Below are 23,979 nucleotides of genomic sequence, written 5' to 3' on the forward strand. Positions count from 1 at the left end.
CTCATCGCTGCCCGCCTGAAGCCCAAACGAGAAGCACCGGGGAGCCGAGGATCCCGGCCCCTCCCCCTACTCCCCCTCGTCGCTGCCGCCCTTGGCGCAGAGCGGCCATCCGCTGCATCGCTCCCGCCCTCGCACGCGCGGCCATTTCCGGGCTCCTCAGGCCGTACCCCGACCGCCCGAACTCGAAGGCATCAAGTGACCTGCGGATGGATCAGCCAGCTGAAAATCGACTTCTAGGCCACTTGACAAGCTATAGTTTATCGGTAAAGTAGTCGCCACTATATCGATAAATCATTTCGTTTGAGCCACCGCATCCAGAAAGGCTCCCCAGTGTCGAACACCTCCGTTCCAGCAGTGATCAATGTAGATCTCGAAGGTCCCGTCATCAACCGCCACGTCTACGGGCACTTCGCCGAGCATCTCGGCCGGTGCATCTACGGCGGGTTCTACGTCGGCGAGGACTCCGACATCCCCAACGAAGGCGGCATCCGCCTCGATGTCGTCGAGGCCCTGCGGGCCCTCGACATCCCGAACCTGCGCTGGCCCGGCGGCTGCTTCGCCGACGAATACCACTGGATGGACGGCATCGGCCCCAAGGACGAGCGGCCCTCCATGATCAACACCCACTGGGGCGGCGTCGAGGAGAACAACCACTTCGGCACCCACGAGTTCATGGCTCTGTGCGAGCTGCTCGGTACCGAGCCCTACATCAGCGGCAACGTCGGCTCCGGCACCGTCCGCGAGATGAGCGAGTGGGTCGAGTACCTCACCCGCGACGGCGACTCCCCCATGGTCCGGCTTCGCAAGGCCAACGGCCGCCAGGAGCCGTGGCGGGTCAAATTCTGGGGCCTGGGGAACGAGACGTGGGGCTGCGGCGGCAACATGAGCGCCGGGCACTACGCCGACGAGGCCCGCCGCTACGCCACCTACTGCCGCGACTACGGCGACAACAAGCTCTACCGCATCGCCGCAGGGGCAGCCGACTTCAGCTACGACTGGACCGAGACGCTCATGAAGCAGCTCAGCCACCTCGGCTGCCAGCGCGCCGAACGGCCGCTGTACCAGGCCGTGTCGGTGCACTACTACACGATCGCCGGGACCTGGCAGGACAAGGGCTCGGCCACCGAGTTCGACACCGACGAATACTACGAGACGATGGTGAAGGCCGCCCGCACCGACGAGCTGCTGACCGGGCACTCGAACGTCATGGACTGCTACGACGAGCAGAAGACCATCGGTATCGTCCTCGACGAGTGGGGCACCTGGTGGAACGTCGAGCCCGGCACGAATCCCGGCTTCCTGTACCAGCAGAACACCCTCCGGGACGCCCTCGTCGCGAGCCTGCACTTCGACATCTTCCACAGGCACGCCGACCGGCTCGTCATGGCGAACATCGCCCAGACGGTGAACGTGCTCCAGGCGATGATTCTCACCGACCCCGACTCGGGTGCGCTCGTGCTGACCCCGACCTACCACGTGTTCGAGATGAACAAGGGCCACCAGGACGCCTCTTCGCTGCGGGTCGACACGCCCGACGGGCTGCCGAGCCGCGAGGTCGGGTCGACGCGGCTGGACACCGTGTCGGTCTCGGCCAGCCGCAAGGACGGGCGCCTGCTCGTCTCGCTGTCCAACCTGGATGCCGACGAGGACGTCGACGTGGAGTTCGACTTGCGGGGCGGATCGGTCGGGGAGGTCTCGTCGCGTATCCTCACTGCTGGGGCGCTCCAGGAGCACAACGCTCCCGACGCTCCCGAGGCCGTCGCCCCTCGCGTGCACGAAGAGGTGTCGCTCGCCGACGGCCGCCTCCGGGTCCACGTCCCGGCCCACTCTTTCGTCACCGTGGAGGGCACCATCGCATGATCTCGGTTGCGCGCGTCGACGTCGCGGTCACCCGGAGCAGTCCATGGTGACCATGAGCGACGTCGCGCGACTCGCCGGGGTCTCGAAGATGACCGTCTCGAACGTCGTCAACGAGCGCGGCGGTGTGAGCGAGCCGGTCCGCCGCCGCGTGCTCGACGCCATCCGGTCCTCCGGCTACCGCGTCAACGTCTCGGCCCGGACCCTGAAATCCGGCAAGACGGGTGTCATCGGCCTGGCCGTGCCCCACGTCAACGCCGCCTACTTCGGTGTCCTCGCCGAGCAGGTCATCGACCAGGCGGGCCGGCGCGGCTTCCACGTCGCGATCGAGCAGACCGGCGCGGCCGCCGAGGGCGAGATCGAGGCGATCGCGTATTCGCACACGCTCCAGTTCGACGGCCTCATCCTCAGCGCGGTCGGCCTCGACCCGAAGGACCAGCGCCTGCCGGGCGGGGACTTCCCGATCGTGATGCTCGGCGAGCAGGACTTCGCGGCCGTCTTCGACCACGTCGGGATGCCGAACGAGGCCGGGACCAGGGCGGCGACGGAGCACCTGGTCGACCGCGGTTGCCGCCGGATCGCGATCGTGACCGGCGGTGACTTGAGCGGCGTCAACGTCGTGACCCGCCGCCACCGCGGCTACACGGAGGCGCTGCTGGAGCGAGGCCTGCCGGTCGATCCGGCGCTGCGCGAGACGCTGGGCCCGTGGAGCGCGGCCGGCGGCCGCGAGGCGGCCCACCGCCTGGTCGACTCCGGCCGGGAGTTCGACGGCGTCGTCGCGGTGACCGACTCCGTCGCGCTGGGACTGCTGCGCGGCTTCGCCGACCGGGGTGTGCGAGTGCCTGAGGACGTCCGCGTCGTCGGGTACGACGACGTCCCCGACGCCGAGTTCGCGGTCCCTTCCCTGTCCACGGTGGCGCCCGACCACCGGTGGATGGCCGCGAAAGCGGTCGAGCTCGTCACCGCCCGCATCGAAGACCCCTCACGTCCGACCGGGGAGCACACCGCGCCGTTCGCACTGCGCGAGCGCGAGTCCACCCGCTGACAGGCCCCACCGGGCCGTAGCGGGCGGTACCGTCGCGGTTACGGTGAACCGCAGGGGAGCGATGAGGTCTGGAGGCCGAACGGATGGGCGTTTTCAGCCGACTCACGGCCTGGTGGCGAAGCGGCTCCGGCGACGGCGCGGAGCCGACCGGGCACCCGCCTGTCGACCGCTCCGGAGGGAGGACGCCCGGGCCGCTGCGGCCCCGGGCGCCCAAGCGCTGGCACTCCGCGCCCGAGGCCGCCGACCGCGAGCCGCCCCGCGAGGAGAGCGGCCCGACCGTCGTCGACAACGCCGTGTACTCCGGCGGCGAACGCATCGAACCCGATTCGCTGGAGCGCACCTACGAGCTGGTGCGCGAGGGCCGCGGCATGGGCTGGATCGGGCTCTACCGGCCCGACAGGGCCGCCGTCGAGTCGATCGCCGCCGAGTTCGGAATGCACGAGCTGGCCATCGAGGACGCTCTCGAAGCCCACCAGCGGCCCAAGCTCGAACGCTACGGCGAGACCCTGTTCGTGGTGCTCCGCCCCGCCCGCTACGTCGACCCGATCGAGGTCATCGACGTCGGCGAGCTCCACGTCTTCCTCGGCAGCGACTTCGTCGTCACCATCCGCCACTCCGAGACCCCCGACCTGCGGGCGGTCCGCAGCCGCCTCGAAGCCGAACCCGAACTGCTCTCCCTCGGCCCCGAGGCGGTGCTGTACGCGATCATGGACAAGATCGTCGACGACTACGCGCCGGTCCTGCGGGGCCTGGCGATCGACCTCGACGAGATCGAGGCGCAGGTCTTCGACGGCGACTTCGAGGTCTCGAGGCGCATCTACCAGCTCGGCCGCGAGGTCATCGAGTTCCGGCGGGCCGTCGAGCCGCTCCTGGACCTGTTCGCGGCGCTGCGCTCGGGCTTTGAGAAGTACAAGGTGGACTTGGAATTGCAGCGGCTGCTGCGTGACGTCGAGGACCACACGGTGCGCGTCGCCGAGCGACTCGAATCGTTCCGCGAGCTGCTGAGCACCATGCTCACGGTGAACGCGGCGGTGGTCGGCCAGCGCCAGAACGAGGAGATGCAGCGGCTCAGCGAGGCGAGCCTGTCGCAGAACGAGGAGGTCAAGAAGATCTCGGCGTGGGCGGCGATCCTGTTCGCGCCCACGGTGGTCGGGACCGTATACGGCATGAACTTCGACCGCATGCCGGAGCTGCACTGGCTGTGGGGGTACCCGTTCGCGGTGGGGCTCATGGCATCGGTCTCGATCACGCTGTATCTGGTGATGAAGTGGCGGCGCTGGCTGTAGGGAGGTTGGGCCGATGATTCGCAAGCGCGTGGTGGTGCACGGCAGGGTTCAGGGCGTGTTCTTCCGCCAGGAGTGCCTGCGGCGGGCGCGGGTGCACGGTGTCGGGGGCTGGGTGCGCAACCGCCTCGACGGGACGGTCGAGGCGGTGTTCGAGGGCGGCCGGGAGAACGTCGAGGCGATGGTCGCCTGGGCCCGCCACGGTCCGCCTTCGGCGCACGTCGACCTCGTCGAGACCTTCGAGGAGCCCGTCGAGGGCGTCGCGGGGTTCGAGGTCCGGTACGACCGGAGCTAGTCGAAGACGGGCGCGCCGTCCCTGGTGAGCTACCTGCGGAGGCGAATTCGTCCGGGTCGAGGACGGCGATGAGCGCGTCGGGCCGGCTGCTTCGGCCCCGGTCGTCCGCGCCCGACCGCGTCAGGCCTCTTCCGCCGGATTCAGAGGCGGCGCGGCCGGGCGACCGAGTCGCGGACGACGATGTGGGTGCCGAGGACGACCTGATCGTTCACGGCCGGCTCCCCGCGGTGGAGGCTCAGGCGCACCGCCTCGCGGCCGAGCTGCTCGTGCGGCACGTGGACGGTCGTCAGGGCCGGTGTGAGGTCGGAGGCGAGCGGGATGTCGTCGAAGCCGACCACCGACATGTCCTCGGGCGTCCGCAGGCCGAGGTCTCTCAGGGCCTTGAGGACGCCCGCGGCGATCATGTCGGTGGCCGCGAAGATCGCGGTGACGTCCTCGCGCTCGGCGAGGAGCTCGCGGGTGAGCTTGATGCCGTGGGACTTGAGGAACTCGCCTTCGAGGATGAGCGACTCGTCGACCTCGACGCCGAATTCGGCGTGCGCGCGGAGGAACCCGGCGACGCGCTCGTCGGTGGTGGACAGTCCAGGCTTGCCGCCCATGAAGCTGATCGTCCGGTGCCCGGCGGACAGCAGGTGCGCGGTCATGGCGTGCGCCCCGCCCTCGTTGTCGTAGTGGACGGTCGTGGTCGGCACGTCCTCGCCGAGCGAGGGCCGTCCGCACAGGACCAGGCGCGAGCCGGCCTTGTCGAGGGCGCGGGCGAAGTACGACATCCGCGCGATGTGGCTCTCTTCGGCGTGCGCGCCGCCGACGACGATCACGGCTTCGGCGTGCTGCTCGCGCATGAGCTCGACGACGGCGACTTCGCGCTCCGGATCGCCGTGGGTCGTGCAGAGCAGACATAGCCTCCCCTCGGAGGCGGCCTGCTGCTCCACGCCGCGGGCGATGTAGGCGTAGAACGGGCCGGTGACGTCGTCGACGACGAACGCGACGGTCTTCGTCGTCGCCCCGGCGAGGGCCCGGGCGTGGGCGTTGACCACGTAGTCGAGCTCTCTCATGGCGCGCAGCACCTTCAGCCTCGTGCCGGGTGCGACCGGGTAGTTCCCGGACAGCACCCGCGAGACCGTCGGCACCGACACGCCGGCGAGCGCGGCGACGTCTTTGATCGTGGTGCGCCCCTCGCCGTCGGGCTTTCTCGCCACGGCGTCAGCCCTTGATGGCGCCGGTGAGGACGCCCTTGGTGAAGTATCGCTGGAGGAACGGGTAGACCAGCAGGATCGGGACGGTTGCGAGGACGATGACGGCCATTTGGAGGGTGACGCCGGGGGGCGGTGGCTGGTCGGGGGAGACGTAGGCGCCGGGGATCTGCACGCCCGCGAGCACGTACTGCTGGAGCACGACTTGGATCGGCCATTTCTCGGAGTCGTTGATGTACAGCAGCGCGTTGAAGTAGGTGTTCCAGTAGCTGACGGCGTAGAACAGTCCCATCACCGCCAGCACCGGTTTGGACAGCGGTATGACGATCTGCAGGAAGATGCGCCATTCGCCGGCTCCGTCGATGCGGGCCGCCTCGATGAGCTCGCTCGGCAGGTTCATGAAGAAGTTGCGGATGACGATCATGTTGAACGCCGAGACCAGGCCCGGGATGATCAGGCTCCACAGCGAATCGATCAGGCCGAGGGACTTGACCAGCAGGAAGTTCGGGATGATCCCGGCCGAGAAGAACATGGTCGCCAGGACCATGATGAGGATCGCCTTCGAACCGGGCACCTGCTTGGTGCGGGAGAGGCCCCAGGCCAGCATCGAGGAGGCCGTCAGTGACAGGAACGTGCCGACCACGGTCACCCACAGCGAGTTCCTCAGGCCCGTCGACACCGTGCCGCCGTTGAAGATCGCCCGGTAGGCGTCCAGCGAGTACGCGGTCGGGAAGATGACCCCGGCCCGCGCCTGCTCGGGAGAGGCGAAGCTCATCGCGATCACATAGACCAGCGGGTAGAGCATGGTGACGACGATGACGGCGATCACCAGTGCCTTGATCAGGCGCAGCCCGAGCGGTGGGGGGTTGAGCCAGGGCGGCAGACCGGCCTGTTTGCGGCGCTGCACGTCCTTCGGCAGTGAAGCGGTATGGGCCGACATCAGAAGATCCCCTCTCCGCCGAGCTTCTTGGCGATTTTGTTGGCGCTGAGCACCAGGATGGTGCCGATGATGCCTTTGAGCAGGCCTGCGGCCGTGGCGATGCCCCATTCGCCGCCGAGCACACCGCGGAAGTAGACGAAGGTGTCCAGTACCTGTGCGGCGTCGGCGCCGACCATCGGCTGCTGCAGCAGGAGCTGCTCGAACCCGACGGTGAGGATGTTGCCGAGGTTGAGGATGAGCAGCAGCATGGTGACCGGGATGAGGCCCGGCAGGGTCACGTGCCAGATCCGCCGCCAGGCCGAGGCGCCGTCGACGGCGGCGGCCTCGTGCCGTTCCTGCGGGATGCCGGCGATCGCGGCGAAGAAGATGATCGTCCCCCAGCCCACGTCCTTCCAGATGGCCTGGGCTACCACCAGGAGTTTGAACGTGTCGGCGTTGGTCATGGCGTCGAAGCCGCCCACACCGAGGTCGCCGAGGATGTTCGCGACCAGGCCGCCGCCGCCGAACACCTGCTGCCACACCGAGATGACGATGACCCACGACAGGAAGTGCGGCAGGTAGACGACGGTCTGGACCATGCGCTTGACGCGGTTCGACATCAGGGAGTCGAGCAGCAGCGCTAGAGCGATCGGGGCCGGGAACGCGAAGATCAATTGCAGGAACGCGATGAGCAGCGTGTTGCGCAGCGCGGTGAGGACTTCGGGGTCGTTGAAGATCCCCACGAAGTTGTCCACGCCGACCCACGGGGATCCGGAGAAACCGCGGAAGGGCGAGAAGTCCTGAAAGGCCACGATGTTGCCGAGCATCGGGACGTACGCGAACACCAGGAAGAACAACGCGCCGGGGGCGATGAACGTGTACATCCAGCGTTCGCGCCAGATCCTCTGGCGCAAGGTCAGGGTGCGGCGCTTCGGTGCGGCGGGGGCCGGCCCCGAGGATGCTTCGCGCTGATCCTCGGAGCCGGCGGCGATCTGCGTGCTCACCTAGCTCGCCTCGTCGAGTGCTTTGGTGTACTCGGAGCGGACCTGCTCACCGCCCTGCGACATGTACTCGGCGATGAACGAGTCGAGGTCGTCGACGCTCTCGCGTCCGGTGACGACGCCGCGCTCGAAGTCGTTGAGCAGCTCGGTCAGCTGGTTGCCCTTGCGGACGAACGTGTCCGAGGCGGCCTCGAGGCCTTCCAGGTCGCGGACGATCGAGTTCTGCGCCGCGCTCTCCATGACCTCGGAGAACGACTCGGCCCACGCCCGGTTGGACGGGTGGCCGCGCCAGGACTGCTCGCCGGAGTCGACAGCGACGTACTGGACACCGAGCTCGGCCCCGTTCTCCTCGATGCGGGCCGGCAGGCCGTCCTCGTTGAAGTCGAAGTGACGGCCCTCGATGCCGTTGTGGACGAACAGGTTCTCTTCCGAACCGTAGGGGGCGGAGATGTAGTCCAGGACGTTGAGCACCTCGACCAGGCGGTCCTCGTCCTCGAGCAGCGCGTGGGACAGGCACGTCGAACGGCCGTAGGGGATGTTCTGGACCACGACCTGGCCGGTGCCGTCGAAACCGGGAAGGTCGAAGAAGTCGTACTTCGCTCCAGGCAGGTCGATCTCCTTCTGCGCGATGCCCTCCGCGCCGAGGAACATGCCATGGTGCGTCCACTCGAGGGCCGCGCCGGAGACGATGTCGGCGGGGTTGGTGGTCATCGAGACCGGGTCGAACACGCCTTCGTCCCAGGCCTGGGCGAGCCAGGTGAGCATCGCGCGGAAGTTCTCGGTCTCCATGGCGTGCACCAGGTCGCCGCTGGCGTTCAGCTGCCAGTCGGCGCCGACCTTGAACAGGCGCCGCCACATGATCGGCTCGTACTTGTTGATGCCGTAGACCTTCTGACCGCCGGGGCCCGAACCGAGGGCGGTGACCTCCTTGAACGCGGCCAGCAGCTGGTCGGCGTCGGCCGGGGCCAGACCGATCCCGGTCTGCTCGAGCAGGTCGACGCGCATGATGGGCATGTTGGTGAGGGGCGGGACCAGCGAGGGGATCTGGTAGATCCGGCCGTCCTTGAGGCTGGCCTTCCAGATGTGCTCCTGGCGCGCGGCCAGGTTGGGCCACTGGAGGATGTTGTCACCGGAGAGGAACTCGGACAGGTCGGCGAAAGCGCCGTCGCGGATGCCCTGGAGGTTGACCGCGCTCTGGTCGTTCATGAAGACGAGGTCGGGGACGTCACCGGAGGCGAGCATCGTCGAGAACTTCTCGTCGAAGACCGGCTGGGGGACGAACTGGGGCTCGAAGCTGACGCCGAGGCGCTTGTTGAGCTCCTGCCAGTAGGGGTTGTCCTCCAGCGGGGTGGACGGGTCCCCCCAGGTGAGTTGGAAGGTCGTGACCGCACCACCCGAACCGGGCTCACGGTCGACGGACTTGAAGAACGACTGCACCGCGTCGGTGTAGACCGGGATCATCCCCGGGGTGTCGCTGGCGAAGAACGGCTCGACCTCGGGGGTCGGGGCGGCCTGGTAGGTGGGCAGATCGAAGTCGCCTCCGGCCGCGGACGAGTCCTTGGCGTCGTTCGAGCAACCGGTGAGCGCTCCGCCCGCGGCCAGGCCGCCGGCGCCGAGCCCGACGGCTCCCAAGAAGTTGCGGCGTGAGAATTCGACCATGAGGGGTCCTCCTAATTAGGTAAAGCGTCTGTACGAAAAGGGCTGGGCGTCGCACCGCATCCGGTCGGTGATTCCCACCTGCGGCGGCCGCTTGATAGATAACGTTATCTTCACTCAACGAGGCCGTCAACAGCTACTGGTGAGAAATCTATATGTCTGGAATTGCGCCCACTACTTGCCATGAAAGCGGTATTTCTGGGCACCCGGAACTGACCTGACCGAAATGGTCGGCAGGCTATCCGAGGCAATGCTTAGAAAACGGTTCCATCCAGGATTGCCGACACCGGCGTCGGCGTCGGCAATCCTGGATCACCTGATTATTCGGCGGGCTCCAAGGCCGTCACGGCCGCGTCGATGGCGTCGGCGGCCGCGTCCACCTCCTCCTGAGTGGGTTCGGCGCCCTCGGCCAGGAGCGCGAGGCCCGCTTCCCGGGCCTCGGCCAGGTCGGCCCAGGTCACGGCCGTCCAGTCGGCCTCGGACAACTCGCCTGTCTCCTCCAGGTAGAGGTCGAGTCCCGAGGGGTCCACCGGGATGCGGTTGAACTGGATCTCGGCCAGGTTCGTGTAGCCGTTGGGCGAGTAAACCCTGAGCGCCCCGTAGCTAACGGCCTCGTCCAGCGGGATCTCAGTCCAGCCGCTTCCGGCCAGGTCCCCTATGACCGCGAAGGTCTCCCAGGTCTCACCTCCGTCGTCCGAACCCTGCAGCTGGAATCCGCGGGCCCGGTGCGCGTGGCCCGGGCGCGGCTGGACCTTCACCGATTCGACCGTCAGCGTTCGACCGTCGTCCGGGACCACCTGCACCCAGCCGGTCGCCGAGGTGGTGTCGGTGTAAGTGGAGGCGTCGCCGTCGAACATCAACCAGCCGTTGGCGGCCGCATCCCGCGAACCGTCCCACGAGGGGCTGCTGGCGCTCACCCAGGACTGCTCGACCGGCATGACCGTCGAGGGCGGGTCCTCCAAGAGGTCCCAGGCCTCGAGCAGCCGCGTGGAGAGGGCGTCGCGGTCGGCGCCCTCCTCCTCCGCGGCCGCCTTGACCGCTTCGAGCTCGCGGGTGAACAGGACGGCCGAAGCCCGCGAATGCCGGTTCAGGTCGACCGCTTCGGCCCGCGCGACCACCGCGTCGAGTTCGACTCGGAAGTCCCCGTACAGCCGCAGCTCGGCGATGCCGATGATGGTGCCGTTGAGCACCCGCAGGTACCGGTAGCCGCCGTCGTCGAGCGAAGGACGGTTCTGCCAGTCGTAGGTCGGCTCGGACGGATCGGTCAACCTCGTCCAGTTGACCAGGTCGTTCGACCCCTGGAGCACCTGGGCCCACATGCGGGAGAGACCGTAGCCGTCCTGTCGCGGCCTGAGCTCCGCCCGATCGAGCGAGACCGACGCCCCTTCACCGAAGTCCCAGATCACGTAGTAGTCGCCGTCGACGGCACGCACGTCGCTGTAAGTGTCGATGTCCCCGTCGGTCATCCGCTGGGCGTGCCAGACCTTCGACGAGTCGGGTTCACCGTCCAGGTCGACGACCTCTCCGAGCCCGGCCAGATCGACGAAGTCGCGCTGATCGGACGCGAACAGGTTCGATTCGTCGGTCGTTCCATGGAAGGTGTCGGCGCTCTCGCCGTCGGCGGTGGTGTGGTCGATGCCGACCGTGAGCATCTGCCCGCCGCTCAACTCTCCGAGTGTCGTCGTGGCCGTCCAAGCCTTCCCGTCTTCACTGGTGGCTGCGACGGACTGCCCCGCGACAGCGACCTCGACGTCGCTGATCGACTCCCGGCTCGCGAACGTCACGGTCACGCTGTCGCCGGCCGTCACACGACCGTTGACCGCGTCGTCGGACGACAGGGAGACCTCGGTGACGTCGCCGACCGCTTCAGTGCGGTCGCCGTGGATCCGCAACTCCCCCATGGAGAAGATATTGAGGTGGCCGATGGGCACACCGGGCTCGTCGACCTGGAACCTCAGGAACCGGAACTCCTCGCCGACCTGGTCGTCTACGACCGGGATTCGCTCCCAGTCGTTGGTGTCCGAGGTCGGCCGCTCGGTCAGCAGCGTCCAGTTCGCTCCGTCCAGCGAGCCGTACGCGTTCGCGCCCTGATACCGGGTGGGGAAGGCGTGGCGCGCCCGGAAGTCGAACTGCGAGGTCGACACCCGGTAGTCCGGACCGAAGTCCAGGGTGAAGAACGTGCTGAGCAGATCGCCGCCGAACGAGGTGTTGTCACCGTCGGCCAAGGCGTTCACCCCGCCGGAGTTGATCATCGTCGGCGTGACGATGTCCGTGTAGTCCAGCGTCCCGTCCTCAAGGGGCGGGTTGAGCAGCCTCAGTCCGTCGATGGCGTCCCTCAGCGCGTCGAAGGCGGTGCGGAACTCCTCGTCGGTGCCGTACTCGGAGGCCTCCCTGGCGTCCTTGAGGGCGGCCTCGAAGGGCTCGCGGGTGACGGTCGTGTAGACCGCGTCGGCGTCGACCCCGTCGGCGACGGCGACGTAGATCATCTTGGGCCGGTTCTTGGCCACCACGAGCTCGAACGTCCGCGCGGTGACGGACTCACCGTCGTCGGCGACGATCTGGACCGCGTGCCGACCACGGTCGCGGTCGGTCGGCTTCCAGGTCACGATCCCGGTCTCGGCATCGAACGACGCCCCGTCCGGGAGGCCGGCAGCGGAATGGGCGACCGATCCGCCTTCATCCGCTGAAGACAGGTCGTGGGCGGACTCCGAGTCGGGCCATAGGTAGTAGCGGTCTCTGGTCTGCTCGAACTTCGGAGCGGTGAGGTTGTCCTGGGCCGCGAGCATGACGGTGTCCAAGTCGACCGTGGCGCCACCGGTACCGCTCACGCGGTAGAAGTGCACGTTCGTTCCGATCGCCCGATAGGTGATGTATCTCCATTCCCCTTCGGTGTCAGGCAGTTCCACGGTGTCGATGGTCGTCGGTTCGGGTTCGACCGGATTCAGGCCCGACGGCTCCTCCTTGCGGAGCACCTCGAGCGTCGCCGGCCCATCGGTCCGCACCAGCACACCGATTCCCTTGTCCCGGGGGTACATCAGTCGACTGACCGCGCTGGTCGTGCCCTCCTCGTCGGCCGTGGCCCGGGCGAAGGTCCGCCCCTCCTCGGTGACGATCTCGGTACCCGAGTCGAGCGGGAATGCATAGCGGCCGAACGAGATCGCAGTGTCCTCAAGCAGGGTCGGCTCGGTGCCGGCGATCTCGGGCGGGAAGGCGACCCAGTACTCGACGCTCTTGTCGCCGGGGGCCCAGAAGTTCCTGGTGCCGGTTCCGTACTGGTAGAACGGGCCGTCCATGCGCGAGTGGAGCTCGGCCAGATGCGGCGCCTCCGCCTCGACATCGACGCCTTCGCGGTAGGCGTACTGGTAGTACAGCTCCGAGAGCGGGTTGAAAACGCGGCCGCGGTAGGCCTGGGAGAGGGTCCCGCCGGTCTCGCGCTCATCGATCCACCGGGTCGGCGCGCCCATCATGAAGCCGTAGAAGGCGTCGGCCCCCTCGAGGAGGCGGTTGCCCAGGAAGTTGTAGGCGGTGACGGCGTCATCGGCGGTGGAGACGGTGCCGTCGCCCGGATCGACCAGCGTGTCCTGGACGTCGAGGAAGCGGGCCAGGGCGGCGAAGTTGTCGATGTTGGTCTCGCCGTGGGCCTGGTCGCGGCCCATCTCGCGGACCTGCACGAAGCCCTCCCCGTAGGGGTTGAGCGGATCGTCGGCCTCGATGTACGGCATCTGCGGAGCCATCGCCCCGTTGTCGTAGCCGTCGTAGGTGGAGTTCACGGTGAACCACTCGACGCCCTTGGCGTAGCCCTCGGCGTCATCGAAGTAGATCGCGGTCGCGATGCGCCCGTAGAGACCGAAATTGTGCTGGTTCATCCAGCGCTCGTTCGAGTAGTTGAACACGTCCACGATCGGATCGGCGAAGTTGCCCAGGAGCTTCTCGTCGTCCTCGGCGCTCCAGACCACGTCGTAGCCCTCGTGCTCGCCGGGAGTCGAGTCGTCGACCGGTTCGGTGGCGCGGACGATCTCGGCGGCCATGAGGAACTGGGACAACGGCTTCCCGGTGTGGATGTGCGCGTCGGGGAAATAGACGTAGCCGTCGGGGTTCATGTTCGACCAAGTGCGCAGCCCCATGATCGCGCCCTTGCGGTACGCCTCGTCACCGGTCATCGTCCACAGCAGCGCCTGAGTGAGCACGCCGAAGGAGTCGCGGGTCAAGCGCCCGCGCAGGCCTCCTTCGCTGAAGTTCGAGGTCACGGGGACCTCAGGCTCGCCCCGGACCATGTTGTCGACGGTGTAGTTCCGCTGTGCCCAGGGGCGGACCTGGGTCATCGCGTCAAAGTAGGAAGCCCAGGGCTCCTGACCGGAGCGCACCATCTCCTGGGCGTTGCGGAGGTCGGCCGCGGACAGCCCGACGCCGGGGTGGACGAACCCGGCGTCCGACACCGTCTCGTTGATCTCGACCACATGATCGGTGAGCAGGTCCTCATAGCCTGCGGCGCGGGCGGGCGACGGGGCGGCGAACACCGTCGCCACCACCGCCAATGCCGCCAGCAGCGCGGTCAGGCGCAATCGCCTGCGGTCCAAGACTTGCGTCATTGCACGTCCCCTTCAGCTTGGATATCGTTATCCATTGATAGATAACGATATCGCTCTCGGCCGCGCATGGCAAGAGCTTCCAAGCTGCGTTATCCGATCGTGAACACCCGCGCCGAAGGACCAGTGACCGACTTGAGATAGATAACGTTATCCGTCTGGTTGACCGTCCATGGTTCGAGCTTGCGCGGGAACACCTCGGTGACGGTGCCCGCCAAGCCGGTGATCTCGATCGTCGACGCCCCCGGGCCGCGATCCCACACGGCGAGCAGGGTCCGGCCGTCACCGAGGTCGAGAGCGAGGCACAGCGACGCCGCGTCCCAGTCCGGGAGGCCGAGCGGCCAGGACGGCACGGCGTGCGGAAGCCGGTCCCGCAGCGACTTGTGGACGGCGACGGCATCCCGGACGAGCGCCGACTGCTCAGGGCGCAGCTCGTGGAGGAAGCCCGACAGGTACAAGCGACCGGACAGACCGGTGACGAGGGTGAACGCGGTCTCCTCGTCGGTCATGTCGACGTGCGGGTAGGCCCAGTTGCCGCACTGCTCGGGCAGGATCGTCGCCGGGGCCGATGCCGCCACCGGCGGGTAGAGGCGGAAGTCCTGCTGGTCGCTCGTCGACTGGAGGTGCGTCGCCGACAGCAGGGCGTAGTCCGCTCGCATGGCGCCCGAGGAGCAGTTCTCGATGAGCAGGCCTGGATGGCGCTCCTGCGTCTCGACCAGCCAGTCGCGGAACGCGCGGGTGTGGGCGAGCAGGCCGTCTCCGGCCGTCGTCGCTCGCCACTCCGTCCCGGCACCGGGATTGATGTTGTAGTCGAGCTTGAGGAACGACACGCCGTAGTGGCCGACGAGGTGGTCGACGGTCTCGTCGAGGTGCGCGCGGGCGGCCGGGTGGCGGAAGTCGAGATGGTACCGCTCGTGCTCCTGGACGCGCCGCCCGAAGCGCTGGAAGAACGCCTCGTCGGGGAGGGACCGGGCAGCCGGGCTGCTCACGCCTACGATCTCGGGTTCGAGCCAGATGCCGCTGCGCATGCCGCGGGCGTGGATGTGGTCGATGACGGCCTTGAGGCCGTTCGTGAAGCGGCCCGGCGCCTCGCGCCACTCCCCCACGGTCGACCACCAGTCGCCGATCGCCGGGTCGGCGAACCAGCCGGCGTCGATGCAGAAGTACTCGGCTCCGGCGTCGGCCGCCGCGTCGATGAGCGGGGTGAGCGCCTCGGTGGACGGCTGTCCCATGAGGGTGTTCATGAAGTCGTTGTAGACCACCGGGAGCGCCTCGTCGGCCACCCGCGACTCGCGGATCCAGCGCCGGTAGCGGGTCAGCTCGGCGATCGCGCCGTCGCGGCCGTCCGAGGAGACGGCGACGGCGACCGGGACTGTCGTGAAGGAGTCGCCGGGCTCGAGCTCGTGCGCGAATTGGTGTTCGAGGTCGGTCGGTCCGAGGAGGCTCGCGACGCCGCCGCTCATGGCCTGCGCGATGTCGCAGTGCCAGGCGGCGCTGGTTTCCAGCTGCCAGGCGACGGCCTCGCCGGTCGCGGCGTCGGCGAGCATGCCTGCGGCGAGGTGCTCCCCCGTGGACCAGGCGCCGTGGCTGCTGAGGCCGAAGTGTCCGCGACCGTCCTGTCCGTGCAGGTCGAGGGCGAGGCGGGGCAGCAGGTCGCGGAGCGGCCGTTCGCGCCAGCGGTTCTCGGCCAGCCATTCGCTCTGGGCGGTGGCGAGGGTGAAGCCGTCGAGCGAGTTCTCGCTCGTCCCGAATCCGAACGTGGCAGTGGAGACGGCGGTGAGCAGTACCGTTGTCGCGCCTGAGTTCTCGACGGTGTTCTGGACGCGCACGGCCCGCGTGCCGACCGGGCGGGTGAGGGTCGAGTGGACGACCAGCCCGGTGCGCTCGTCGCGCTGCGTGACGGTCACCTGGTCGGCCTCTGGGAGGTCTTGGACCTGGTGGCCGACGTACCGCAGCCGGCCTCCGACGGCGGAGCGGAAGTAGGCCTGGCTCGTGCGCCCGCGCTGCTCCTCCGCGGTGAAGAGCTCGACGAGCGGGACGTCGTCGCGGCCGAGGACGAGCGAGCGGTCGATGCCGACGAGGGCGACCGGCCGGTCGGTGTCCCAGCTCAGGTCGACGAATGTCGGTTGCTGCGCGGACGGCGGCGCGGCTTCGGGTCCAGTGGTGATGGTTGACTCCTCGGTCCGGGGCACGCCCGGATGGCGGGCGGCGCACAAGCTAATTGGATATCGTTATCCAGACGGTACACGCCGAACCCGCGGGAACGTTCGAAGGTCAGGCGGCGACGCCGATCATGACGCCGCGGACGATGAGCGAAGTCTTGTGCGCGACGCGCCGCTTCGCGATTTCAGGCGTCGGCTCGTCGACGGCCATCTTGAGCGCGGACTCGCCGAACTCATGGAGCGGGACCCCGACCGTGCTGAACTCCGGCAGGACGTCACCGAGCATCGGCACGTGGTCGAAGCCGGTGACCTCGATGTCGCGCGGCGTCTCCAGGCCCCGGCGACGCAGGGCCGCGATCGCGCCGACCGCCATCCCGTCGCTCATCGCCGCGATGACGTCGAGATCGCGCAGGCGATCGCCGAGGATGTCGACCGCCAGGTGGCCGCCGTCGCGGTCGAAGCCGTGATGGAAGATGAGCTCCTCCGGCACCTCGATGCCGTGGCGGGCGAGGCCGGCGAGGAAGCCGGCGACGCGGTCCCGGGAGGTGATCTGCTCTTCGGGACCGGCGAGGATCGCGAAGCGGCGGTTGCCCGCGGCGGCGAGCTCGTCGGCGAGCGCGGCGGCGGCGTCGTGGTTGTTGACTGTCACGCGGGAGTAGTCGTGATCACTGTCTCCTATGAGGACGATGTTCGCGCCGTGGCGCTGGAGCACCTCCAACTGGGTCTTGACCGCCAGTTCGCGCTCGAGGTTCGTGGTGCGACTGGTGGCCAGGATGATCGCCCGGTGCCGTTCGCCGCGGAACTGGGTGAGCAGCTCGACCTCGCGCTCGGCGTCGTCGTGGGTGGCGCGGACGGCGACCGAGAGCCCGCGGTCCTCGGCGGCGTCGAGGATTCCGGCGATGATGGTCGCGGCGCCGAAATCCTCCACGTCGCTCACCAGCAGCCCGATCGTGCGGGCGCGGCCTTCCTTGGTGGCCTGGGCGGCCGCGCTCACGGAGTAGCCGAGGACGCGCGCGGCGTCTTCGACGCGTTCGCGCAGCTCGCGGTTGCCGCCCTTGCCGCGTACGCCGCCATTGAGCACGCGCGACGCCGTGGGCACCGAGACATCGGCCAGGCGCGCGACGTCGGCCAGTGTGACCGGCTTCGAGGTCGAATTGCCTACCACTTGGGTCTCCCCTTCCGGCGGCACCGGTTCCGCGCCGCAGTTCCGGACATCGATATCCATAATACGTCCAGGCCTGCGGACGGTGACCGGTCAGGCCCCGCGTCGCGCCCGGTCGCGACCTCAATCGACGTATGCGGCGAGGTGCTCGCCGGTGAGGGTGGAGCGGGCGGCGACGAGGTCGGCCGGCGTGCCCTCGAATACGACCCGCCCACCATCGTGGCCGGCGCCGGGGCCGAGGTCGATGATCCAGTCGGCGTGCGCCATGACCGCCTGGTGGTGCTCGATGACGATGACCGACTTGCCGGAGTCGACGAGCCTGTCGAGCAGGCCGAGCAGGTGCTCGACGTCGGCCAGGTGCAGGCCGGTGGTCGGCTCGTCGAGGATGTAGACGCCGCCCTTCTCCCCCATGCGGACGGCCAGCTTGAGCCGCTGCCGCTCGCCGCCGGACAGCGTCGTGAGCGGCTGGCCGAGTTTGAGGTAGCCGAGCCCGACGTCGGCGAGCCGGTCGAGGATCCTGTGCGCGGCCGGCGTGCGGGCCTCACCGGAGCCGAAGAACTCCTCGGCCTCGGCCACCGACATCGCGAGCACCTCGCTGATGTCTCGGCCGCCGAGGCGGTATTCCAGAACCGACGCCTCGAACCGCTTGCCGCCGCAGTCCTCGCACGGCGTGGACACCGTCTCCATGAACCCGAGCTCGGTGTATATGACCCCGTTGCCGTTGCAGGTCGGGCAGGCGCCCTCGGAGTTGGCCGAGAACAGCGCCGGTTTCACGCCGTTGGCCTTCGCGAACGCCTTGCGGATCGGGTCGAGCAGTCCGGTGTACGTCGCCGGATTGCTGCGCCGTGAACCTTTGATGGCGCTCTGGTCGACCGAGATGACACCCTCGCGCCGCGACACCGAGCCGTCGATCAGCGAGCTCTTGCCCGAGCCCGCGACGCCGGTGACGACGACCAGCGCCCCGAGCGGAATGTCCACATCGACGCTCTGAAGATTGTGCGTGTCGGCTCCGCGGACTTCCAGGGCGCCGCTCGGCTCCCGGACCTCGTCCTTGAGCTTCGCCCGGTCCCCCAGGTGTTCGCCGGTGACCGTGTCGCTCCCCCGCAGCCCATCCAGGGTGCCCGCGAAGCAGATGGTGCCGCCGGCCGTGCCCGCGCCGGGCCCGAGGTCGACCACGTGGTCGGCGATCGCGATGACCTCCGGCTTGTGCTCGACCACCAGCACGGTGTTGCCCTTGTCCCGCAGGCGCAGCAGCAGGTCGTTCATTCGCTGGATGTCGTGCGGGTGGAGGCCGATCGTCGGCTCGTCGAAGACGTAGGTGACGTCGGTCAGGGCGGAGCCGAGAGCGCGGATCAGCTTGATGCGCTGCGCCTCGCCGCCCGAAAGCGTGCCCGAGGGGCGGTCGAGCGAGAGGTACCCCAGCCCGACGTCCACGAACGAGTCGAAGAGGTGCTGCAGCCCGGCGAGCAGCGGAGCCACGGACGGCTCGTCGAGGGCCCGGAGCCACTCGGCCAGGTCGGTGATCTGCATCGAGCAGACGTCGGCGATGTTCTCCCCCTTGATCGTCGACGACCGGGCCTCGGCACTGAGCCGGGTGCCGTCGCACTCGGGGCAGGTGGTGAACGTGACCGCGCGGTCGACGAAGGCGCGGATGTGCGGCTGCATCGCCTCCCTGTCCTTGGACAGGAACGACTTCTGGATCCGAGGGACCAGGCCCTCATAGGTCATGTTGGTGCCCGCGATCTTCACCTTGGTCGCCTCGCGGTGCAGGAAGTCGTCCAGTTCCTTCTTGGTGTACTTGCGGATCGGCTTGTCCGGGTCGAGGAGGCCCGACTCGGTGTAGAACCGAACCGACCAGCCGTCCGCCTTGTATCCGGGGACGGTGATCGCGCCCTCGTTGAGCGACTTGTCCTCGTCGTACAACTGAGCCAGGTCGATGTCGCTTACCGATCCGGTGCCTTCGCAGCGCGCGCACATGCCGCCGTGGTAGACGGCCTTGCGCACCACCTGCTTCTCGCCCTTGCCTTTCTCGGCGGTCATGATGCCGCTCGCGATGCGCTTGGGGACGTTGAACGAGTAGGCCGTCGGGGGCCCGATGTGCGGATCCGCGATACGGCTGAACAGCAGCCGCAGCATCGCGTTGGCGTCGGTGGCGGTGCCGACGGTGGAGCGGGGGTTGGCGCCCAGCCGCTCCTGGTCGACGATGATCGCGGTAGTCAGCCCGTCGAGCACGTCGACCTCGGGCCGCGCCAGGTTCGGCATGAAGCCCTGCAGGAAGGCGCTGTAGGTCTCGTTGATCATCCGCTGCGACTCCGCGGCGATCGTGTCGAACACCAATGAGCTCTTGCCCGAGCCGGAGACGCCGGTGAACACCGTCAGCCTGCGCTTCGGGATTTCGACGCTGACGTCCTTGAGGTTGTTCCCCCGCGCGCCGTACACGCGGATGAGGTCGTGGCTGTCGGCTTCGTGCGGCTGTGCGTCGTTGTTCTTGGTCATCTTCGTCGATTCACCGCTCTCGGACCTGGTTGAACCGCAGCATATTGCCGGCGGGATCGCGGAAGGAGCAGTCGCGGACGCCGTACGGCTGGTCGGTCGGCTCCTGGAGCACCTCGGCGCCCGCGGCGCTGATGCGATCGAAGACGGCGTCGACGTCCTCGGTGCTGAAGATGACCCCGCGCAGCAGGCCCTTCGCCAGCAGTTCCTCCAAGGCCTCCTTGTCGGCGGGCGGGGTGTTCGGGTCCGCCGACGGCGGTTCGAGGACGATGTCCACGTCGGGCTGCGACGGCGATCCCACGGTCACCCAGCGGAACCCCTCGAAGCCCACGTCGTTGCGGACCTCGAAGCCGAGGACGTCCCGGTAGAAGGCGAGCGCCTTGTCGTGGTCGTCGACGGCGATGAAGCACTGCGAAAGCTTGATGTCCATGGGTTTCATGCTAAGCGCGGCGGCGCGGATTTCACTTCTCGAATCCTGACCGGTCTCGTGTAGGCCTTGGCGATGCAGGCCGGGATGTTCGCGCCCTCGTCGTGGCCGCGGGCCCGGTAGGCGCTCGGACTCTCGCCGACCAGCTCGGTGAACCGCGAGCTGAACGAACCCAGCGAGGTGCAGCCGACCGCGAAGCAGACTTCGGTCACCGACAGGTCGCCCCGTCGCAGCAGGGCCTTGGCCCGCTCGATCCGGCGCGTCATCAGGTAGGTGTACGGCGTCTCCCCGAAGGCGGCGCGGAAGCTGCGGGAGAAGTGGCCCGGCGACATCAGGGCACCGCGCGCCAGCGCGGGAACGTCGAGCGGTTCGGCGTACTCGCGGTCCATCCGGTCGCGGGCCCGGCGGAGCCGGACGAGGTCCTCCAACGTCATGCGAGCAGCATCCCACGGGAATGCGACAGCCGGCCCGACGCACAGGTCTCAGGCTGGAGTCGGCAGGGCTGGGCGAATCGGACGGCACGGGTAGGGTGCTGGGCATGCGTTTGGTTGTGGCCCGTTGCTCGGTCGACTACACGGGGCGGCTCTCCGCCCACCTGCCCATGGCCCCGCGGCTCATCATGATCAAGGCGGACGGGAGTGTGCTCGTCCACGCCGACGGCGGGTCGTACAAGCCGCTGAACTGGATGACGCCGCCCTGCACGGTCGTCGAGTCGGATTCGGCGTGGACCGTGACGTCGAAGAAGTCCGGAGACCAGCTCCAGATCACCATCGAGGAGATCCTGCACGACTCCTCGCATGAGCTCGGGACCGATCCGGGGCTGCAGAAGGACGGAGTCGAGGCGCACCTGCAGGAGCTGCTCGCCGCCGACACCGCCCCGCTCGGAAAGGGCTGGTCGCTGGTGCGTCGGGAGTATCCGACCGCGATCGGGCCGGTGGACCTCATGTGCCGCGACTCCGACGGGAAGCACGTCGCCGTCGAGATCAAGCGGCGCGGCGAGATCGACGGCGTCGAGCAGTTGACGCGGTACCTGGAGTTGCTCAACCGGGATCCGCTGCTGGCGCCGGTCGACGGGGTGTTCGCCGCGCAGGCCATCAAGCCGCAGGCGCGCGTGCTCGCCGAGGACCGCGGGATCCGGTGCGTGGTCCTGGATTACGACGACATGCGCGGGGCCGTCGACGAGTCGCAGCCACGGCTGTTCTGACAGAAGAGGGCCGCAGCGGTGCCGCGGCCCTCAACGACGGAATCCTCAGAGGTTCTCCAGGTCTTCGATGAGCTGGTCGCACTCCTCTTGAGACAGGCCCTGCTCCTCGCACTGCGCCCGGTACTCGTCGCGGTACTCGTTGACGGCGTCGTTTACGACGTTGACGACGAAGATGTTGATCGCGATTGCGACGCCGATGGCGAGGACGCCGAGGATGATTCCGGTCAAGCCGGTGCCCTTGCCCTTGCCCCCGCGCTTGCCGGAGACGACGACGGCGACGATGCCGAAGATGAGGGCGAGGATGGCCAGGATGATCCCGACCACGTTGATGATGGGGATCACGCCGAGCACGAGGCCGATGATGCCGAGGACGAGGGCGGTGACGCCGAAGCCGTTACCCTGTTTCTGGACTGGCTGGGCAGGTTCGGCGGGCGGGGCGGGCGGGTAAGTCACGGGGGACTCCTCAGATTTCTAGGGATCAATTCGTTCGGGCGGAACATCGTGATTTTAGTGGGTCGGCGCGAGCACTGAGCCGTCCCAATGCCTCTGTACACGAGAGAGGCTCATCACTTCAGCGATCCGGGTCGGCGTCGTCGCAGACCGTGACAGTCCTATTCGGCGCGGCGCAGGCGCAGGATCGCCGAATCCCAGTCGGTGTCGGCCCACCGCAGCGGCAGGCCATGGGCATGAAGGCCGGCGCCCCAATGGATCTCCCCGGTGTCCTCGTCGACCCAGCGTGAGCCTGCCGCGACCGCGGCGGGCCGCAGCGGCGCCTGCGGGCGGTTGAACCGCGACGGGGTCTTGAACGCCAGCACCACGATCCGGTCGCCCAGGACATATTGGACGCCGGTCAGCTGCTCGGTCTCGGGGTCGCCCAAGCGGTACTGGGCGCCGTGCTGCACCACGGCCCGGATGTCCTTGTAGACGGCAACGTGCTCGGCGGCCTCGTCGAGCTCGGCGTCACTCCACTCGGACAGGTCGCCGCCCACGGCGAGCAGTCCGGCGCCGGCCACCTGGAACCGGAACCGGAGCGTGGTCACCCGCCTGGTGAACGGGTTCGGCACGTCGGTCACCCACGCGCCCATGGCCCTCGCCGGGTAGGCCTGGCTGAAGCCGTGCTGGATCGCGACGCGGTCACCGGCGTCGGTGTTGTCCGAGGTCCACACCTGGTCGACGTAGCGCAGGATGCCCGGGTCGACACGTGCCGCCCCGCCTGCGCAGCCCTCGATCCGCACATGCGGGTGTGCCTCGCGGAGTTTGCGCTTGAGCTCGTAGACGGCCTTGACGTGGTCGATGTAGACGCGGTCGGGGTCGGTCCCGTCGGGCCGCCCGACCTCGGTGAAGGGCCGGTTGTGGTCCCACTTGAGGAAGTCGATGTCGTTGTCGCCGAGGAGCTTGTCGAGCGTCGCGAAGGCCCATGCGGCGACCTCGGCCCGGGAGTAGTCGAGCACGAGCTGGGCGCGCAGCTCGGTGCGGTCCCTGCCGGTCTGGTGGATCGCCCAGTCGGGGTGGGCGCGGTACAGGTCCGAGTCGGGGTTGACCATCTCCGGTTCGATCCACAGCCCGAACTTCATGCCTTTGGCGTGGACGGCGTCGATGAGCGGCTTCAGGCCGTTCGGGAAGCGGTCGGGGTTGGGCCACCAGTCGCCGAGCCCGGCGGTGTCGGAGGTGCGGGAGCCGAACCAGGCGTCGTCGATGACGAACTGCTCGCAGCCGATCCGGGCCGCGAGGTCGACCAGCGGCATCTGCTTCTTCTCCGAGACGTCGAAGGTAACCGCCTCCCAGGAGTTGAACAGGACCGGGGCGTCCTCTTCGGCGGTCGGCATGACGTGCCGCCGCAGGTGCTCGTGCCAGGCGCGGGAGGCCCCGCCGAAGCCGTCGGCGCTGTAGTGCGCGGAGTAGACGGGGGTCTCCCAGGCCTCCCCGGCCTCGAGGTGCCAGCGCAGGCCTTCCTGCCCGGCGCCGCCGGTGAGGGTCAGGCGTCCCTGGGTGGAGCGCCGGATCTGTACGCGCCACGACCCGGACCAGGCGAGTGCCGAGGAGTAGACCTCGCCGCCGGTCTCGGTGGCGGTGCCGTCGTCGATCAAGCACCACGGGTTGGCCTGGTGGCTGGTGTTGCCGCGACGCGAGCCGAGAAGCGTCTCGCCGACGGGCAGCTCGACGCGCCGCAGTTGCCATTCGGCGGCCCATTCGCCGGACAGGTGCGAGAGCCGGTAGTCCTTCCAGTGCGGCAGGGTCCAAGCCGCCGAGTCGAAGCGGCCGATCTCGACGGGGGCGCCGGTTTCCAGGACGGCCCATCGGTCGATGACGCCGGTGTTCCAGATCCGGTAGTGCAGCGTCAGGGCGAGTTCGCGATCGGTGAAGACGATCGCGAGGTGGTCGCCGTCGACGGTGTGGTCACGGTAGTTCCAGGCGAAGCCCTTGGCGCCGTCGGGGTGCCGCAGTTGGAGCGACGGGGTGGCGAACTGTGGCCCGAGCTCGCCGAGGAGTTCGACGCCGTTGTGGATCCTGTCGTCGAAGGAGTACTCCTCGCCGCGGTCGCGGAGCAGTCCGGCGACGGCCCCGTCGGGGATCGGCGGGCCCCAGTAGTACTGCCGGGGCATGCCCTGGTCGCAGAGCCCGACGACATAGGAGTGGCCGGGCCCGGAGAGGTGCCAGGCGCCTGCGGCTTCGTCGAAGCTGATGGTCATGATCGC

General features: G+C 68.4%; 17 protein-coding genes. 5 read left to right on the forward strand and 12 right to left on the reverse strand.

Features of this window, described 5'->3' with window-relative positions:
• The first annotated feature begins 354 nt into the window (after nucleotides 1-354).
• From L0U85_RS21285 to L0U85_RS10105, 4 genes are all read left to right on the forward strand, one after another.
• Nucleotides 355-1,860 carry an alpha-L-arabinofuranosidase C-terminal domain-containing protein gene (locus L0U85_RS21285; protein ID WP_241377635.1) on the forward strand — a complete coding sequence of 502 codons (1,506 nt, stop codon included), beginning with the start codon at nucleotides 355-357 and terminating at the stop codon, nucleotides 1,858-1,860.
• 52 nt (nucleotides 1,861-1,912) lie between these two features.
• Nucleotides 1,913-2,902: a LacI family DNA-binding transcriptional regulator gene (locus L0U85_RS10095; protein WP_241377636.1), complete on the forward strand. Its 990-nt coding sequence runs from the start codon at nucleotides 1,913-1,915 to the stop codon at nucleotides 2,900-2,902.
• Between the two features lie 83 nt (nucleotides 2,903-2,985).
• A complete protein-coding gene (locus L0U85_RS10100; RefSeq protein WP_241377637.1) occupies nucleotides 2,986-4,188 on the forward strand; it encodes a magnesium and cobalt transport protein CorA in 1,203 nt (400 codons plus the stop codon).
• A 13-nt stretch (nucleotides 4,189-4,201) separates the two neighbouring features.
• Complete coding sequence (locus L0U85_RS10105) at nucleotides 4,202-4,480, forward strand: acylphosphatase (protein WP_241377638.1); 279 nt, start codon at nucleotides 4,202-4,204, stop codon at nucleotides 4,478-4,480.
• Between the two features lie 140 nt (nucleotides 4,481-4,620).
• Here the strand turns inward: L0U85_RS10105 and L0U85_RS10110 are convergent, their stop codons facing one another.
• From L0U85_RS10110 to L0U85_RS10155, 10 genes are all read right to left on the reverse strand, one after another.
• Nucleotides 4,621-5,679, reverse strand: a complete 1,059-nt coding sequence (locus L0U85_RS10110) for a LacI family DNA-binding transcriptional regulator (RefSeq protein WP_241377639.1) — start codon at nucleotides 5,677-5,679, stop codon at nucleotides 4,621-4,623.
• Between the two features lie 4 nt (nucleotides 5,680-5,683).
• Nucleotides 5,684-6,613 (reverse strand): carbohydrate ABC transporter permease, encoded by a 930-nt coding sequence (locus tag L0U85_RS10115; protein WP_241377640.1) that lies wholly within the window; start codon nucleotides 6,611-6,613, stop codon nucleotides 5,684-5,686.
• Complete coding sequence (locus L0U85_RS10120) at nucleotides 6,613-7,596, reverse strand: ABC transporter permease subunit (RefSeq protein ID WP_241377641.1); 984 nt, start codon at nucleotides 7,594-7,596, stop codon at nucleotides 6,613-6,615. Before L0U85_RS10120 ends, L0U85_RS10115 begins: the two co-directional genes overlap by 1 nt.
• On the reverse strand, nucleotides 7,597-9,252 hold the full coding sequence (locus L0U85_RS10125; protein WP_241377642.1) for an extracellular solute-binding protein: 1,656 nt from the start codon (nucleotides 9,250-9,252) through the stop codon (nucleotides 7,597-7,599). It abuts the gene before it with no gap.
• Nucleotides 9,253-9,569: 317 nt separating this feature from the next.
• Entirely contained in the window at nucleotides 9,570-13,838 is a 4,269-nt protein-coding gene (locus L0U85_RS10130; protein WP_241377643.1) for a discoidin domain-containing protein, read from the reverse strand.
• An 89-nt stretch (nucleotides 13,839-13,927) separates the two neighbouring features.
• On the reverse strand, nucleotides 13,928-16,027 hold the full coding sequence (locus L0U85_RS10135; RefSeq protein ID WP_241377644.1) for a glycoside hydrolase family 36 protein: 2,100 nt from the start codon (nucleotides 16,025-16,027) through the stop codon (nucleotides 13,928-13,930).
• Between the two features lie 82 nt (nucleotides 16,028-16,109).
• Entirely contained in the window at nucleotides 16,110-17,162 is a 1,053-nt protein-coding gene (locus tag L0U85_RS10140; protein WP_241377645.1) for a LacI family DNA-binding transcriptional regulator, read from the reverse strand.
• 120 nt (nucleotides 17,163-17,282) lie between these two features.
• Nucleotides 17,283-19,655, reverse strand: a complete 2,373-nt coding sequence (locus L0U85_RS10145) for an excinuclease ABC subunit UvrA (protein WP_241377646.1) — start codon at nucleotides 19,653-19,655, stop codon at nucleotides 17,283-17,285.
• Between the two features lie 10 nt (nucleotides 19,656-19,665).
• Nucleotides 19,666-20,082: a VOC family protein gene (locus L0U85_RS10150; RefSeq protein WP_241377647.1), complete on the reverse strand. Its 417-nt coding sequence runs from the start codon at nucleotides 20,080-20,082 to the stop codon at nucleotides 19,666-19,668.
• Between the two features lie 5 nt (nucleotides 20,083-20,087).
• Complete coding sequence (locus L0U85_RS10155; RefSeq protein WP_241377648.1) at nucleotides 20,088-20,513, reverse strand: helix-turn-helix transcriptional regulator; 426 nt, start codon at nucleotides 20,511-20,513, stop codon at nucleotides 20,088-20,090.
• A 104-nt stretch (nucleotides 20,514-20,617) separates the two neighbouring features.
• Between L0U85_RS10155 and nucS the strand changes: the two genes are divergently transcribed.
• A complete protein-coding gene (nucS, locus tag L0U85_RS10160) occupies nucleotides 20,618-21,283 on the forward strand; it encodes an endonuclease NucS (RefSeq protein ID WP_241377649.1) in 666 nt (221 codons plus the stop codon).
• A gap of 45 nt (nucleotides 21,284-21,328) precedes the next feature.
• On the opposite strand, the gene L0U85_RS10165 is transcribed toward nucS, so the two are convergent.
• Complete coding sequence (locus L0U85_RS10165; protein WP_241377650.1) at nucleotides 21,329-21,736, reverse strand: hypothetical protein; 408 nt, start codon at nucleotides 21,734-21,736, stop codon at nucleotides 21,329-21,331.
• Between the two features lie 158 nt (nucleotides 21,737-21,894).
• Complete coding sequence (locus L0U85_RS10170) at nucleotides 21,895-23,973, reverse strand: alpha-galactosidase (RefSeq protein ID WP_241377651.1); 2,079 nt, start codon at nucleotides 23,971-23,973, stop codon at nucleotides 21,895-21,897.
• Nucleotides 23,974-23,979 lie beyond the last annotated feature (6 nt).

It is taken from the genome of Glycomyces sp. L485 (genome assembly GCF_022548875.1).
Lineage (GTDB): Bacteria > Actinomycetota > Actinomycetes > Mycobacteriales > Micromonosporaceae > Glycomyces.